This is a genomic window from Gordonia sputi NBRC 100414 (assembly GCF_000248055.1).
Taxonomy (GTDB): domain Bacteria; phylum Actinomycetota; class Actinomycetes; order Mycobacteriales; family Mycobacteriaceae; genus Gordonia; species Gordonia sputi.
On the sequence record NZ_BAFC01000101.1, the window covers coordinates 105,297 to 119,517 of the forward strand.

Consider the following 14,221-nt stretch of genomic DNA (forward strand, 5'->3'; position numbering starts at 1 on the left):
CCCTTGGCCGACGCCCCGACATCGACGTTGCGGCCCGACTACGCTCGTCGGCGTGTCCCATGCAGTTATCTCGTCTGAAGCCGTTTTTTCGGGGACGGTGATCGTCGACGACGCCCGGCAGTCGCCACCGACCCGCAAGGCGGTACGGCGAGTCGTCGAAGGCGCGCTTTCCGACGCACCGAGCCGGCTGATCGTCGAACCCGGCGACTGCGCATACCCCGACGTGCTGCTCGCCGAGGTGGTGGCGATCCTGATGATCTCCGAACGACTCGACGTCGAGGTCGCCTACACGCCGAGCTACGCCACCCCGGCAACCCGGCGCTACGGCCTACCGCACGGACAGGCGAGCGTCGACCTCGCCCGCGACGGCGACGCTCACGCCCTACCACTGATCCGCGACGACGCCGCCACCGTCCTCGTCGGCAGCGCACGTCACCTCGGCGCCGAGGGCGCAAAGCTGCACGGCGAGAGCTACGTCGACGACGCCCGACTGTTCACCGGTTCGGTACGCGGCGTGCGGATCGAACCGACCCGTGAGGCACCGGGCGTACGCGCGCGCGTCGAACGTCCGCTCCGGCCGGGCGCCTGGCACGTCGGGCGCGCGGCGCAGACCGGCGGAAGCAATCTCGTCGTCGAGCGTGAAGGTGTGCTGACCGAGCGGACCGTGAAGCGGTCGACGTTCTACCGCCATCATATCGACTGGAAGCTGGTCCACCCATGACGGTGCACTCATGACAGAGAATGCATGGGCCGCAGATCGGCCGAAGCATCCCCGTCCCGGCGAGATCGCCCGCGCGATACGACCGGGCTGGTTGTTCTTCGCGTTCATCGCCGTCGCCGTGCTCGGTGGCTGGATGTGCGCGGTCTCGGACCCCGGCCGCAACGCGACGTCGATCGGCGGCACCCTGCTGTTGGTGCTCGCCGGCTGGGTCATCTCACTGTGCCTGCACGAATTCGGCCACGCCGTCACAGCGTTCCGGTTCGGCGATCGCAATGCCGAACTGCGCGGCTACCTCACGCTCAATCCGATGCGCTACACGCATCCGGGGCTGTCACTCGGCCTACCGCTGTTGATCATCCTGCTCGGCGGTATCGGATTCCCCGGCGGCGCTGTATATCTCGACGAACGCGGCATGACCAACCGCCAGAAGACGCTGGTTTCACTCGCAGGGCCCGCGATGAACATCCTGCTCGCGGCGATCCTGTTGCTCGTCATCCGGATCGCGGCACCCGACGCCTACATCCCCCTCCACTCGGGCCTGATGTCGGGGATGATTCTCGCCGTCGACGGCATCAATCTGTGGGCGGCACTGGCGATGCTCGCCTTCTTGCAGATCACCGCGGCCGTGCTGAACCTGATTCCGATGCCGGGTTTCGACGGCTACAACGCCATCGAGCCGTACCTGTCGCAGCAGGCACGCGCGAACGCCGCCAAGATCGCACCCTACGGATTCCTGATCGTGTTCGCGCTACTGTTCATTCCCCAACTGAACGCCGCCTTCTTCGACCTCATCCGCTGGCTGTTCGAATTGTCCGGCGTGCCATCGAATCTCGCGATCCAGGGCTGGAACGTCTTCATGTTCTGGCGGACGTGATCTACCGACGGACTTGATGTTCTGGCAGCCCCGGAGGGCCGCTCCGCAATTCACGCCCTGCGCGTGACGAAGTAGTCGTCGAGCGTGACCATGTTGAGTCGACGCTCGCGGATGATCTCCACCAGCGTCGGATACACGTGGGTCACCGGCGGATGGTTGGCGTGGCCGATGATCACGGTCTGCGGATGGAAGTACTGCCGCGCACACTGCACCAGGTAGCGCTCGGTGATCAATCCCGAGTCCGAGAGCGACCCGAACCACAGCACGGGTGTCGTGTATCCGAGGTCGGCGGCCACGGCGTCGACCGTCTCGTTGTGGTAGCCGTACGGCGGGCGAAAGAACGGAGTGCCGTCGACGCCGAATATGTTGCGCAGGAATCGCTTACACCGCGACAGCTCATCGGCGACGCCCTCGGTCGACAACGACGTGAGATCGGCGTGGGTCCACGTGTGGTTGCCGAGTTGGATCTGACCGGATTCGACGAGCGGCCGTAGCTCGGCTTTGTGGTCGGTCCAGGAGTCGAAGCCGCCGGTGACGAAGAAGGTGAACCGGGCGCCGGTGTCGCGCGCGAATCGGATGTACGCTCCGACGACCTCGGAACTAGCGCCGTCGTCGACGGTCAGCGCGAGATGTCTTCCCGTACCGGGCAATCCGGTCAGTGTTCCCGCGGGGATCGGAACCTTGCGCGCGACGTCGGGTGGTGGCACCTGCGGAACCTGTGTCTGCGCAACCGGTTTCGGAGTCGGCGACATCGGGTTGGTCGACGGCAACGCCGTCGGCGCCGTCGCATCGACACGCGCTGTCGCGCATCCCCCGAGTGCAGTGACTAACCCTGCAGCCAAGAAGGTCATGAACCCCCGACGTCTCACGGCTGTGAAGATAGCCCACCAAGGTGGCGTACGGGCGACGCGATCGAGTGTGTCGCGTTACCAGCCCATATCGTCGCGGCAGCGTTTGCCCGCTTGGTCCGGATCGACCTGAATCGTGGCGTGGGTGAGGCCGTGACGGGCCAGCACGGCGCGCGCCTGCGGGAGCACCTCGTCGTTGGGACAGTTGCTCGCCAGATGCACTGTCGCGACGTCCATTCCGGTGGTCAGTGACCAGACGTGCAGGTCGTGGACGTCGTGGACCTCGGGGATAGCGGCGAGCTCGTGCTCGAGAGCGTCGACGTCGATGTGGTCGGGTGCCTGCTGGTTGAGAATGCGCAGGGCATCGCGGGCCAGACGCACCGCGCGGGGTACCACCCAGATCGCGATCAGGACCGCGACCACGATATCGGCATAGCCCCAACCTGTTGTCATCGTCACGATGCCCGCGACCAACACGCCGACGCTTCCGACGGCGTCGGCCAATACCTCCATGTACGCGCCGCGCACCGCGATCGACTCCTTGGAGTCGGCACGCAGCAGCAGCATCATCGCGACGTTGACGGCCAGGCCGACCAACGCCACCACGATGAGCGTCAGCCCGGGCACTTCCGGATCAGAGCCGATGCGTCGAATCGCCTCGTACAACACGAAGACGGCAACACCGATCAGCAGCACCGCATTGGCCACCGCGGTGAAGACCTCGGCGCGGTGCCACCCGAAGCTCCGCTCGGCCGTCGTCGATCCGTGGCGCGCGAGCAACAGAGCGACAAGACCCATCAACAGTGCGACGACGTCGGTCAGCATGTGCCCGGCGTCGGCGATCAAGGCCAGCGAGTTGACTGCGATTCCGACGCTGAGCTCGACGACGAAGTACGTCCCGATCATCACCACGGCGATGGCCATCGGCCAGATCCGCCGATTCGACGTCGCGGCGCCGGCGCCGGCGCCGTGTGAGTGCGTGTGTGTATGCGAGTGACCCATGGTCTCGCCAATATATGCATGTTTTCGCATATATGACAAGGATTAGGGTCGCCTAAATCTCTACTTCTAGGCCGTTTCAGGCGAAACGAGATCACTGCTCTTGTTTTTCAGTCACACAGGCGCACACTCAAAGCATGAACAAGAGCACCGCTCTCGAAAGTGCTGGACAGCACGGCGTCGAAGTTCGCCCACTGTCCGGCATGCGCGATTACACCTGGGGAGCGCTGGTCTTCGCTGTCGAGGTCGCACTCTGGTCCGCGGCGGTGGCCGTCGGCTATCACTGGGGCGCCGCATTCGCGGGTCCCGCCGCAGGCGTACTGCTCGGCGTTGTCGCGCTCGCGGTGATCGGTGGCGTGTGGGGACGCTGGATGTCGCCGAAAGCACGACGCCGCCTTCGGCTGGTCCCGCGCATCGCGCTCGGCGTCTGTCTCATCGTCGTCGCCGCGGCCGGGGCGAGCGCACTGATCGGGGTCGACGGCGCGATCGGCTGCGTCGCGGTGTCGGTGCCGATCTTCGCTCTGGGGCAGCGCGCGATCGACGGCAAGGCCTGACGCTCAGCGCAGCGTCGCCTGCGCGGAGGAGCGTCGAAGACCACACACCATCAGCAGGTCGATCAGCAGCGAACGTATCTCTGCCAGCAGCGCGGTCTCACTCATGTCACTCTCGGCGACGAGCTCCGCGCGAGCCTTGCGCGCGATCGTGCGCAGTACCCGCGCGGCGTCGGCGGGGTCGGGCGATTCGCCGGGGTCGGCGAGCATCATTCGACGCAGCGTCTCGAACGCGTCGCCGAGGTCGTCGATGATCTCGATCAGTTCGGGGCGGAGCTTCTCGCCGCGCTGCGTCATCCCGAGCGCGCGCCGTGCGACGATCCGGAAGTTGCGCACCCCGTTGTCGATGGGGTCCGCTGTCGCGGCGATTCGCTGGAGTCGTATTCGCTGCCGCCAGTACAGCGGCGAGATGGTGCTGATCTCTTTGCCGCCACCCATGTCCGAGCGCATCGTGTTGATCGCGGCCTGTGTTCCGCGCGCGCTCTCAAGCGCCGAGAACACCACGTCGGGGTCGCCCACACGCAGTCCCGCCGCGAGGGTCTTCGCGGCGTCGCGCATCGTCGCCAGAATCCCGGCCGCATCACGCCGCCCACGCGCCGCCGGGTTCGTTGGAAGTAGCGCGCCGACGGTGATGCCGACAAGTCCGCCGATCAGCGCGTCGAACGCGCGGTAGTAGCCGCCCGCCTGACCAGGCGGCAGGAGCGTCGCGACCAGCACGGCCGACGACGCCGCCTGCATCGGGATCAGCGGGCCGTCGTCGAGGAACACCGCTGTCGCCATCGCGAGTGCGACGACGACCATGATCTGCCAGGTCCCCGAGCCGATCCGCGAGATCAGCAGATCGCCGATCAGGATTCCGATGGAGACGCCGACGACCAGTTCGACGGCGCGCCGCCACCGCTGACCGAGTGACAGCCCCAGCGAGATGACAGCCGCGATCGGCGCAAAGAACGGACGTGAGTGATGCAGTAGGTCGAGAGCGATCCACCACGCCAGACCCGCCGCGATCGAGCATTGCACGATCGGTTGCAGAGAAAGGTACAGCCGCCGAATGCGGGTGCGCAGGGGGCGCGGGAGCGCGTTGACCCTGGCGCTGACCCGTGCACGCAGCGTTGCGGTCACACCAGGCCGAGTTGTTCTGCCGCGGTCGGGTCGCTTTCGTTCAGGAGGTCGAGGCAGCGCAGGTACTCGTCGCGCTCACCGACGACTCGAGCAGCTCTGGCCAACGCGCCGACGCAGCGCAGGAAGCCCTGGTTGCCCTCATGCGACCACGGAACGGGTCCGAATCCCTTCCACCCGTTGCGGCGCAGTTGGTCGAGCCCGCGGTGGTACCCGGTGCGCGCGTAGGCGTAGGCGGCGATCACGGCGTCGACGTCAGGCGTTTGTTCACCTGCGGGCTCACCGTCGGCTCCGACACCACCCGCAGTCAACGCACCTTCCGCCAGATATGCCCAGGCGATCGACGCCGTGGGATGTTCGGCGGCTACAGCAGCGGGCGATGCGCCGTTGAGCAGATCCGATTCGGCCTCGTCGTCTCCTGGGAGGAGTGTCGGTTGCGGGCCCAGCAAGTCTCCAAAGGAAGTCACACCCCTATTCAAGCATCGAGCCACGACACCGTGTCCGCTTCGGTCGACCCGCCGAGCCGGTCGGGGCACGGCCGCTCGACGCCCCCGCGACATCTGCCCGGCGGTAGTAGTCTGCGCAGATGCTCATCCCCTGCCCGGATGCCCGTGACAACGACGATTCGCTAGGGTGAATGGCGCACTTGGTCGCTGCACGACCACGACGCCGCGATGCGCGGCAGAATCCACTTGCTCGAGGAAGGAATGGTGATCGACGATGCCTCAATCCGGTGATCGGAAATCGGCTGTCACCAAAGCCTTCTCGGTGATACGCAAGAAGGCCGCCGAACGTCTGGAGGGGACGTCGAGCCGGATCTACTCGTCGCCGACCAAGAACTCAGCACCGGCCGCGTCCACTGCGAGGACGTCGACGCGCAGCGAGACAGCGGGCAAGAGCGAGACTGCGGGCAAGAAGGAATCGGCGGGCGCCGAGGCAACAACAGTCACGGATACACAAACGGGGGAATCGGGATCATCTGTGGACAAGTCTCAGGTCGATGAGGTGGGCGCCGGCGGCGCACAGGGGACGGATTCACGCCCGAGTGGCCCGAAGCCCCGTGGAGGTCGAGGCATCGACTCCGCGACAAAGGTGATCTCGCGGGATCAGCTTCCCGATCCCAGCACGCTCGACGACCTCGACGACATCGATCCCCTCGCGGGCGGCACCGAGGCCGACGACGCCAAAGCAGCCGAAGCAACTGACACCGACAGTTCCGACGCCGCGAGTTCGGACGACAAGGGTTCGGACGACAAGGGTCACAAGCCCGCGGTCGTGAAGGTTGCCGGCACGGCGTCGCCGAGCGCCACCGACACCACGGTGATCAAGCGCGACGACCTGCCGGATACCAGCGACATGCCCGACCTCGACGACGTCGACATCACGGGCACCGACTCCGCTGAGGAGTCCGCCGCCAGCACTCAAGAGCCCGGCAGCACCGAAGAGACCGACAGTGCCGCGAAAACGGACAGCGCAGAGGAAACAGACAGCGCAGAGGAAACAGACAGGGCAGAAGAGGCCGGCGGCGCCGAGAAGACAGAAAGCGCGGAAGAGGCCGGTCAGGGCAACGCGGGGAAGATCGCGGCGGCGGGCGCGGTCGCAGCGGGAGTCGCAGGCGCGGCTGCCGTAGCGGCGCACGATACGGACGACACCGACACCGACACCGACACCGACGAGAAGGCAGCAGAAGATACAGTCGGGGACGAGGAAGCGGGCGACGAGGCAACCGACGACGCCACGGAGTTCCCTGCCGCTGACGAGTCGTCTGCCGCCGAGATCGAAGACGCCGACGACACCGCAGACGCCATCGCTGCCGACCGTGCCGAGGCGGAGTCCGAAGCGAAGCTCGATGCCGCCGATCCCGAAGCCGTCGACGCCGCCGAGACCGAGCACGAGAAGGAAGACGCCGAAGCTCGCCTCGAAGCCTTCGAAGCGACCACGGACGCGGGCGACCTGAGCGTCGACGACGAACCCGTCGACGAAACACCTACGGCTGCAACTACTTCCGAGTCTGACGCCACTTCCGAGCCTGAAGCCACTTCGGAGTCCGACGCCGCGGACGTCGACGACGAGACAGGCGCCGAAGACGAGGTCGAACCCGCCGACGTCGACGACACATCGACCGCGACCGAGGCTGAGCCCGCGACCGAGGCTGAGACCCAGGCCGAGGCCGAAACCGACGCCGAGAGCACCGACAGCGACGAGTCGGCCGACGCGGAAGCCACAGAAGACGACAGCGCTTCTGTCGATGAAGAGGGCGTTGACGAAGAGTCTGTCGACGAGGAACTCACCGACGAAGAACCCGCTGACGATGAAGGCCACATCGACGGCGAGGCGCAGACCGTCGCGCTGAAGGCACAGAAGCCCGACGCCCCGACAGACAGCGCCACTACAGACACAGCCACCACCGACGACACGGGCACCACCGACAAGGTGAACATCGGCAAGGGCGCCGCAGTTGCCGGTGGCGCGGCTGCCGCAGGAGCTGCCGCGGTCGGAGCGGCTGCAGCAGCAGGGTCCACAGCGAAGACTGCGCAAACGTCGACGGCTCGTCCCACGACGTCGACCGGTTGGTCGACCACGCCGCACCAGCCACAGGTGATTCCACCTGCCGGAACGTCGACGACGACCACTGCGAAGAGCAAGGAAGGCTCCAGCCGTCGTCTGCTGCTGACGGTCGGCGCGCTCGTCGTCCTGGCGCTGGTCGTCGTGGGAGTTGTGTGGGGCGTTATCGCATCGCGCGCCAAGCCTGCAGCCGACCAGGCTGCCGACGCAGCGTCGAAGTTCTCCACCGCCCTCTACAACGGCGACCTCTCGACGCTGCGCTCAGTGACGTGCGGTCAGGAGAATCAGTTCTACACCAACATCTCCGACGCTGATTTCCAGAAGATCTACTCGGCACAGAAGGCGCGCAACGAGTTGGTCCGCACCGGAGACATCAAGGCGTCGAAGGTGACCGACGACGGGGCAAAGGCGGTCGTCGAGGTGACTGCCTACCAAACCAGCAACCCCAACGAGCCTCAGACCGTCACCATCAATCTCCAGAAGGATGGCAGCGACTGGAAGGTCTGCACGCCGCGGTGACCGGTCGCAGGGCGCCAGGTCCCCTACGCGACGACATTCCCGGCACAGGGTGGGTGCCGGGTGGGCATGCGCCGGTCCACCGTCCGACGACCCAGCCGCTGCGGGTTACGCCCCGACCAGCGCGACGCTCCTATGTCCCGGCAGCCGACGCGCCGGGCGCCACACCGTTCGGCCATCCGAAGCAACTCGACGTCCCTGTACGACGCCCCGCTCCCCGGAGCGTCCACTCTCAGCGGGTCCGGGTGCAACGTCGAGCCGACCCCGCAGTGATCTGCGCGGCGATCGCCATGGCCGCGTTGGCCTTGACCGTCGCCATCGGGTTGATCTGGTCCTGAGCGCACTGAGCGCGTAGGCCCCGTTGTTGCGGTTGCCCAGGCGCTCGGATACCGCGCCTCTGGGCAACCGCAACTCGCGACCCAGCACGCCCTTTTCCCGCCATTCCGACACAAGCACCGCGCGCCCCCTCCCGAACCGAGAGGGGGCGCGCGGTGGTCTGCGTGCGAAGTTCAGGCGTGAAACGTCAGGCGCTGATCGACTTGCCGTTCGACTTCAGGTCGTCGCATGCCTCGACAACGCGCTCGGACATGTTGGTCTCAGCCTTCTTCGACCAGACGCGCGGGTCGTAGGCCTTCTTGTTGCCGACCTCGCCGTCGACCTTCAGCACGCCGTCGTAGTTGCTGAACATGTGCCCGGCGATCGGTCGGGTGTAGGCGTACTGGGTGTCGGTGTCGACGTTCATCTTGACGACGCCGTACGTGAGCGCTTCCTCGATCTCGCTCTTGAGCGAGCCCGATCCGCCGTGGAACACGAAGTCGAACGGCTTGGAGCCCTCAGGCAGACCGAGCTTCTTGCTCGCGACGTCCTGGCCCAGCTTGAGCACGTCGGGGCGCAGCTTCACGTTGCCCGGCTTGTAGACGCCGTGCACGTTGCCGAAGGTGGCGGCGAGCAGGTACTTGCCCTTCTCACCTGCGCCGAGCGCGTCGACGGTCTTCTCGAAGTCCTCGGCCGAGGTGTAGAGCTTGTCGTTGATCTCCGCCTCGACACCGTCTTCTTCACCACCGACGACGCCGATCTCGACCTCGAGGATGATCTTCGCCGCAGCCGCCTTGACGAGCAGTTCCTGCGCGATCTCGAGGTTCTCGTCGATCGGCACAGCGCTGCCGTCCCACATATGCGACTGGAACAGCGGATTCTTTCCGGCGTCGACGCGCTCCTGAGAGATGGCGAGCAGCGGACGCACGTAGGTGTCGAGCTTGTCCTTGGGACAGTGGTCAGTGTGCAGCGCGATCGTCACGTCGTACTTGGCTGCCACCACGTGCGCGAACTCGGCGAGCGCAACCGCACCGGTCACCATGTCCTTGACGCCGAGGCCCGAGCCGAACTCCGCCCCACCGGTGGAGAACTGGATGATGCCGTCACTCCCGGCATCGGCAAAACCCTTGATGGCCGCGTTGATCGTCGACGACGAGGTGCAGTTGATCGCGGGAAATGCGTAGCCACCCTCCTTCGCCTTCGCGAACATCTCGGCGTACTGCTCTGGGGTTGCAATGGGCATGTCACGTCCTCCAACCGGGTGGGATCTCACACTTCGAGCTCTGTTGAGTCCCTCTCAGTATGGCAAGTGCCACTCCAGCGTGTGCAAGACGCTCTCACCTGGGGCGAAGCCTCCGGTTCGACGCCTGACAACACGCGAATGGGGTGTTTTGTCCGATTCCGCTACCCTCGGAGCCGTGACCGCCTCTGTTTTCGACGCCACAGCCCCTGCTCTCGCTGCAACGACCGACCTCGCCCTGCTCCCCGGCTTCCTCGATCCGGTCAACCTGCTGAACTCGTTCGGCACGTGGATTCTCGCCGGACTGCTGTTGGTGGTCTTCATCGAGTCAGGACTGCTCTTCCCGCTACTCCCGGGCGACTCACTGTTGTTCACCGCGGGGCTGATCGTGGCCGCGAAGTCGGCCGACATCGAGCCGTTCGCGCCACTCTGGGTGCTCCTGGTCACCATTCCGATCGCGGCGTTCCTCGGCGATCAGGTCGGCTATCTCATCGGCAACAGACTCGGATACTCCCTGTTCAAGCCGGACGCGCGCATCTTGAAGCAGTCCTACATCGTCGAGGCGCATGACTTCTTCGAGAAGCACGGACCCATCACCATCTTCCTGGCGCGCTTCGTGCCGATCGTGCGCACCTACGCACCACTGGTCGCCGGAGCTGCGAAGATGCGCTACTCGACGTTCCTCGCCTACAACGCGATCGGCGCCGTCGTCTGGGGTGCAGGCGTGACGCTCCTGGGCTACTTCCTCGGCCAGATCTCGTTCATTCGCGACAACGTCGACGTGATCTTCCTGCTGATCGTGTTCGTCTCGGTGCTCCCGATCATCTCCGAGGTCGTCAAGCGCTGGCGACGCTCCCGCCAACCCGTCGTCGAAGAGAAGGTCGACGCCGCGTAGCGCTATTTGCCGCCGCCGCGTAGCGCGCGCATTCGACGCCGCCGCGCAGCGCAAATCCGACACCGCAGGAGGCCCTTCGGCCCCCTGACAGCCACTCATTGGCTCTCGCACAGCTTCGCCAAGTAGCCTGGTGACCCGTGATCGACACCGCGCTTGCCCATACGACCACCGTGGTCGCTCTCCCCGGCATCCTCGACCCCATCAACGTGCTGAGCTGGTTCGGCGCCTGGGCGTTCTGGGGGCTGCTACTCGTCGTCTTCATCGAGTCGGGTGTGCTGTTCCCGGTCCTCCCCGGTGACTCGTTGCTGTTCGTCGCGGGCATGGTGGTCGCGGCAGGCGGTAAGGACGGCATCGACCAGTTCGCGTCGCTGTGGCAGCTGTTGGTCTTCGTGCCGATCGCCGCGATCCTCGGTGGTCAGGTGGGGTATTGGATCGGCCGGTTCATCGGGACCGAGATGTTCAAACCCGACGCCCGGTTCCTCAAGGAGCGCTACCTGATCGAGGCGCAGGAGTTCTTCGAGAAGCACGGCCCGATCACCATCTTCCTGGCCCGCTTCGTGCCCATCGTGCGCACCATCGCGCCGATCGTCGCCGGTGCCGCGCGCATGAGGTGGTCGGTGTTCGCGCTCTACAACGTGATCGGAGCCATCGTCTGGGGCGCCGGCATCGTTCTGCTCGGCTACTGGCTCGGCCGGTTCGAGGTGGTGCAGAAGCTCATCGAGCCGATCTTCATCCTGATCGTGATCCTGTCGATCGCTCCGATGCTCATCGAGTGGTATCGCCGACGTCGCGCCGCGAAAAAGGTTGCCACCGATGCTGTCGCGACCTCCGAGGCGACGGCTGCAGCCGATCCGCACTCCCCCGACAACGTCTGACGCCGAGCGTCACCACGCGTCGTCAAGGTCGGCGTGCTGCCGAATCCATGCGTGCATCGCGATCCCGGCGGCCACCCCCGCATTGATGCTTCGCGTCGATCCGAACTGCGCGATCGACACCGTCAGATCCGCCTGCGCTTGCGCGTCGTCACTGACGCCTGGCCCCTCCTGACCGAAGAGCAGTACGCATTCGCGTGGGAGATCGGCGGTTTCGAGCGGTACCGAGCCAGGAGTGTTGTCGACGGCGACCACTGCGAGACCGTTCTCGCGCGCCCAGGTCATCAGCTCCGACACTGAATCATGGTGCTGCAGATGCTGATAGCGGTCTGTCACCATTGCTCCGCGACGATTCCAGCGGCGTCGTCCGACGATGTGCACCGCCGACGCGGCAAACGCGTTCGCGGTCCGCACCACGGTCCCGATGTTGGCGTCGTGCGCGAAGTTCTCGATGGCCACATGAAACGGGTGTCGGCGTGCATCGATGTCGTCGACGATCGCCTCACGACGCCAATACCGGTATGCATCAACGACATTCCGGGTGTCGCCCTCGGCGAGCAACTCCGGGTCGTAGCGCGGATCGTCGGGTAACGGACCATCCCGTTCGACGTCCCACGGTCCCACTCCGACGGCGGGTCTCGCCTGCCATTCGGTGGGTCCGGGTACGTCCGATCCGTCGGGTGCACCAGTTCCCTCAGGCGACGTGCCGCCGGTCGACATCGCCTCAGGCAAGCCCGATGTCGGCGAGGCCGAGCAGAGATCGGTACGGCACACCGAGTTTCGTGATCACGTCGTCAGCTCCGGTAGCACGGTCGACGACGGTCGCGACACCCACCACGACCGCTCCGGCCTCACGCGCCGCCGCCACAGCGGTTGCAGGCGAATTACCCGTGGTGCTGGTGTCCTCGACGATCAGCACCGCTTTGCCTTCGATGTCGGGGCCCTCCACCTGACGCTGCATGCCGTGTGCCTTGGCGGCCTTGCGCACCACGAATGCGTCGATGGGACGTCCCGGGGCGTGCATGATCGCGGTCGCAACCGGGTCGGCACCCAAGGTCAGTCCGCCGACCGCCTGGTATCCCCAGTCGGCGGTGAGCTGCCGCATGAGCTTGCCGATCAACGGCGACGCCTCGTGATGCAGCGTGGCGCGTCGCAGGTCGACGTAGTAGTCGGCTTCACGTCCCGACGACAACGTCACCTTGCCGTGCACCACCGACAGTTCGGCGACGAGTCGCGCGAGCGCCGCGCGGGCCTCGCCGTCCACCTCGGGGGTCGCGGATGCGGAGGGCGTTGAGGAGGTCACAGTCGGCTCAGTCTTCCTGCTCGTGCGTCGCGGTCGGATGTCTCGATGGCTGCGTGTGTCCCGAAAGCTGCGTCAAACGCTCAGTCACGACGATGATGCCGATTGGGGCGCTCGTCCGTCTCGGACGGCTGTGCAGTGCGCGATCGTCGGACCGGCATCGGGGTCATGCCGCGACCGGTCGTCGGCGACGCAGCCCGCCTGGCCCCGGCCTCACCCTGCGGTGGCTGGGCTTGCGGCTGCTGACCCTGGGGTGGCTGATTCTGCGGTGGAGGTTGACGGCGCGGCGCGGGAGCTGCCGTCTCCTGCGCCTGAATGCGCGCCCGACGCTCCTTGTCGCGCATCGACTCGGTCTTCTCGTCGGCGAACTCTTCGCGCGTCGGCCCGTGCGGATCACGCGGGTCCGGCGGATCCTGCGGGTCCTGCACCGGCGGCAGCACACGCAGCAGGTCAGCGAAGCGTCGAACCACTTCGAGCCCCGTGTCGAGCTTGGTCGCATCATCGGTCAACGGCATGGAACCGAGCGCCCAGTTGCCTTCGTCCCACAGCACCTCGACGTACGACGGCGCGTTGTTGGCCAGCGCGACCATCCTCCGGTCACACACCCGTCGCGCGACGTCGAGGTCGTTGGAGAACATGACACGCGGCCCCATCGCACCGAGCAGTTCGACGTCGTCCTCCGCGGGCGCGAGCACATCCTCGTGGCGTAGGTCGACGATCACGTTCGACGGCGCATTGCGGCGGACCGCGATGACGGTCGCCGTGTCGTCGAGGTCGAAGACGACGGCCTCGGCGCCGCCATAAACTCCGTATGCGACATCCTGAACTCCGACACTGTCCGGAACGTTCATCGTCGCGCGGTGGAACACCTTGCGTAGCTTGGTATCTGAGGCACGGTAGGAGAAGTCGTGGGCATCACCCCACACGGCACGCTGGTGGCGGGTGCCGCTGGAACGCTTGCGGTCGAGCCACAGCAGCGCCGCCGCACCGGCCAGCGCCACGGCTGCGATCACGAAATAGACGATGGTCATCGCGCTACAGCCTACTTCAGGGCCGCACCGCTGATCGAGAATGCCTCACGCGCGCCCGCCGCCGATCGAGCAGCCCGCCCGCTGATCGAGCCCGAACGCTGATCGAGCTTGTCGAGATCACCCGCCGATCGAGCCCACCCCCGCTGATCGAGCTTGTCGAGATCACCCGCCGATCGAGCCCGGTCCGCTGATCGAGCCTGTCGAGATCACCCGCCGATCGAGCCCCAACCGCTGATCGAGCCTGTCGAGATCACCCGCCGATCGAGCCAACCCCCGCTGATCGAGCTTGTCGAGATCACCGACCCAGCCCACCAACACAGGCGCACCGTGGTTTCGACACGGCAGCTCGCTGCGCTCGCGGCCTGCTCAACCAGC

General features: G+C 66.1%; 15 protein-coding genes. 7 read left to right on the plus strand and 8 right to left on the minus strand.

Features of this window, described 5'->3' with window-relative positions; genetic code table 11:
- The first annotated feature begins 97 nt into the window (after positions 1–97).
- Positions 98–721, plus strand: a complete 624-nt coding sequence (locus tag GOSPT_RS16645; protein ID WP_005207591.1) for a hypothetical protein — start codon at positions 98–100, stop codon at positions 719–721.
- A 10-nt stretch (positions 722–731) separates the two neighbouring features.
- A complete protein-coding gene (locus GOSPT_RS16650) occupies positions 732–1,595 on the plus strand; it encodes a site-2 protease family protein (protein WP_005207593.1) in 864 nt (287 codons plus the stop codon).
- 50 nt (positions 1,596–1,645) lie between these two features.
- Here GOSPT_RS16650 and GOSPT_RS16655 read toward each other — a convergent pair whose 3' ends face one another.
- Both GOSPT_RS16655 and GOSPT_RS16660 read right to left on the minus strand, forming a co-directional pair.
- Positions 1,646–2,446, minus strand: a complete 801-nt coding sequence (locus GOSPT_RS16655) for a polysaccharide deacetylase family protein (protein WP_005207594.1) — start codon at positions 2,444–2,446, stop codon at positions 1,646–1,648.
- Between the two features lie 75 nt (positions 2,447–2,521).
- A complete protein-coding gene (locus GOSPT_RS16660; protein WP_064904828.1) occupies positions 2,522–3,445 on the minus strand; it encodes a cation diffusion facilitator family transporter in 924 nt (307 codons plus the stop codon).
- Positions 3,446–3,579: 134 nt separating this feature from the next.
- Here GOSPT_RS16660 and GOSPT_RS16665 point away from each other — a divergent pair, with 134 nt between their 5' ends.
- Positions 3,580–3,996 carry a DUF2568 domain-containing protein gene (locus GOSPT_RS16665; protein ID WP_005207599.1) on the plus strand — a complete coding sequence of 139 codons (417 nt, stop codon included), beginning with the start codon at positions 3,580–3,582 and terminating at the stop codon, positions 3,994–3,996.
- 3 nt (positions 3,997–3,999) lie between these two features.
- Here GOSPT_RS16665 and GOSPT_RS16670 read toward each other — a convergent pair whose 3' ends face one another.
- Together GOSPT_RS16670 and GOSPT_RS16675 are read right to left on the minus strand one after the other, a co-directional pair.
- Positions 4,000–5,115: an FUSC family protein gene (locus GOSPT_RS16670; protein ID WP_005207600.1), complete on the minus strand. Its 1,116-nt coding sequence runs from the start codon at positions 5,113–5,115 to the stop codon at positions 4,000–4,002.
- Positions 5,112–5,579, minus strand: coding sequence for a DUF3151 domain-containing protein (locus GOSPT_RS16675; RefSeq protein ID WP_039856335.1), 468 nt, complete (start codon positions 5,577–5,579; stop codon positions 5,112–5,114). Before GOSPT_RS16675 ends, GOSPT_RS16670 begins: the two co-directional genes overlap by 4 nt.
- Before the next feature lie 253 nt (positions 5,580–5,832).
- On the opposite strand from GOSPT_RS16675, the gene GOSPT_RS16680 reads away from it, so the two are divergent.
- Positions 5,833–8,196 carry an Rv0361 family membrane protein gene (locus GOSPT_RS16680; protein WP_005207602.1) on the plus strand — a complete coding sequence of 788 codons (2,364 nt, stop codon included), beginning with the start codon at positions 5,833–5,835 and terminating at the stop codon, positions 8,194–8,196.
- Positions 8,193–8,531: a hypothetical protein gene (locus GOSPT_RS23270; protein ID WP_005207603.1), complete on the plus strand. Its 339-nt coding sequence runs from the start codon at positions 8,193–8,195 to the stop codon at positions 8,529–8,531. The genes GOSPT_RS16680 and GOSPT_RS23270 overlap by 4 nt, the downstream gene beginning before the upstream one ends.
- A 185-nt stretch (positions 8,532–8,716) precedes the next feature.
- Here GOSPT_RS23270 and fbaA read toward each other — a convergent pair whose 3' ends face one another.
- Positions 8,717–9,751, minus strand: coding sequence for a class II fructose-bisphosphate aldolase (fbaA, locus tag GOSPT_RS16685; RefSeq protein ID WP_005207604.1), 1,035 nt, complete (start codon positions 9,749–9,751; stop codon positions 8,717–8,719).
- Between the two features lie 175 nt (positions 9,752–9,926).
- Here fbaA and GOSPT_RS16690 point away from each other — a divergent pair, with 175 nt between their 5' ends.
- Together GOSPT_RS16690 and GOSPT_RS16695 are read left to right on the plus strand one after the other, a co-directional pair.
- Entirely contained in the window at positions 9,927–10,643 is a 717-nt protein-coding gene (locus GOSPT_RS16690; protein WP_039856338.1) for a VTT domain-containing protein, read from the plus strand.
- 137 nt (positions 10,644–10,780) lie between these two features.
- On the plus strand, positions 10,781–11,518 hold the full coding sequence (locus GOSPT_RS16695) for a DedA family protein (RefSeq protein WP_005207606.1): 738 nt from the start codon (positions 10,781–10,783) through the stop codon (positions 11,516–11,518).
- 9 nt (positions 11,519–11,527) lie between these two features.
- On the opposite strand, the gene GOSPT_RS16700 is transcribed toward GOSPT_RS16695, so the two are convergent.
- The 3 genes from GOSPT_RS16700 to GOSPT_RS16710 form a co-directional block, all read right to left on the minus strand.
- Positions 11,528–12,235, minus strand: coding sequence for a TrmH family RNA methyltransferase (locus GOSPT_RS16700; protein WP_005207607.1), 708 nt, complete (start codon positions 12,233–12,235; stop codon positions 11,528–11,530).
- Positions 12,236–12,239: 4 nt separating this feature from the next.
- A complete protein-coding gene (pyrE, locus tag GOSPT_RS16705) occupies positions 12,240–12,818 on the minus strand; it encodes an orotate phosphoribosyltransferase (RefSeq protein ID WP_005207608.1) in 579 nt (192 codons plus the stop codon).
- An 80-nt stretch (positions 12,819–12,898) separates the two neighbouring features.
- Positions 12,899–13,846 carry a TtfA family protein gene (locus tag GOSPT_RS16710; RefSeq protein ID WP_005207609.1) on the minus strand — a complete coding sequence of 316 codons (948 nt, stop codon included), beginning with the start codon at positions 13,844–13,846 and terminating at the stop codon, positions 12,899–12,901.
- Between the last annotated feature and the right edge of the window lie 375 nt (positions 13,847–14,221).

Bases quoted from the DNA above. Each gene is read 5' to 3' on its own strand.
- GOSPT_RS16660 (WP_064904828.1), bottom strand. From the start codon at position 3,445: ATGGGTCACTCGCATACACACACGCACTCACACGGCGCCGGCGCCGGC.
- GOSPT_RS16700 (WP_005207607.1), bottom strand. From the start codon at position 12,235: ATGTCGACCGGCGGCACGTCGCCTGAGGGAACTGGTGCACCCGACGGA.
- GOSPT_RS16665 (WP_005207599.1), top strand. From the start codon at position 3,580: ATGAACAAGAGCACCGCTCTCGAAAGTGCTGGACAGCACGGCGTCGAA.
- fbaA (WP_005207604.1), bottom strand. From the start codon at position 9,751: ATGCCCATTGCAACCCCAGAGCAGTACGCCGAGATGTTCGCGAAGGCG.
- GOSPT_RS16710 (WP_005207609.1), bottom strand. From the start codon at position 13,846: ATGACCATCGTCTATTTCGTGATCGCAGCCGTGGCGCTGGCCGGTGCG.
- GOSPT_RS16655 (WP_005207594.1), bottom strand. From the start codon at position 2,446: ATGACCTTCTTGGCTGCAGGGTTAGTCACTGCACTCGGGGGATGCGCG.
- GOSPT_RS16650 (WP_005207593.1), top strand. From the start codon at position 732: ATGACAGAGAATGCATGGGCCGCAGATCGGCCGAAGCATCCCCGTCCC.
- GOSPT_RS16680 (WP_005207602.1), top strand. From the start codon at position 5,833: ATGCCTCAATCCGGTGATCGGAAATCGGCTGTCACCAAAGCCTTCTCG.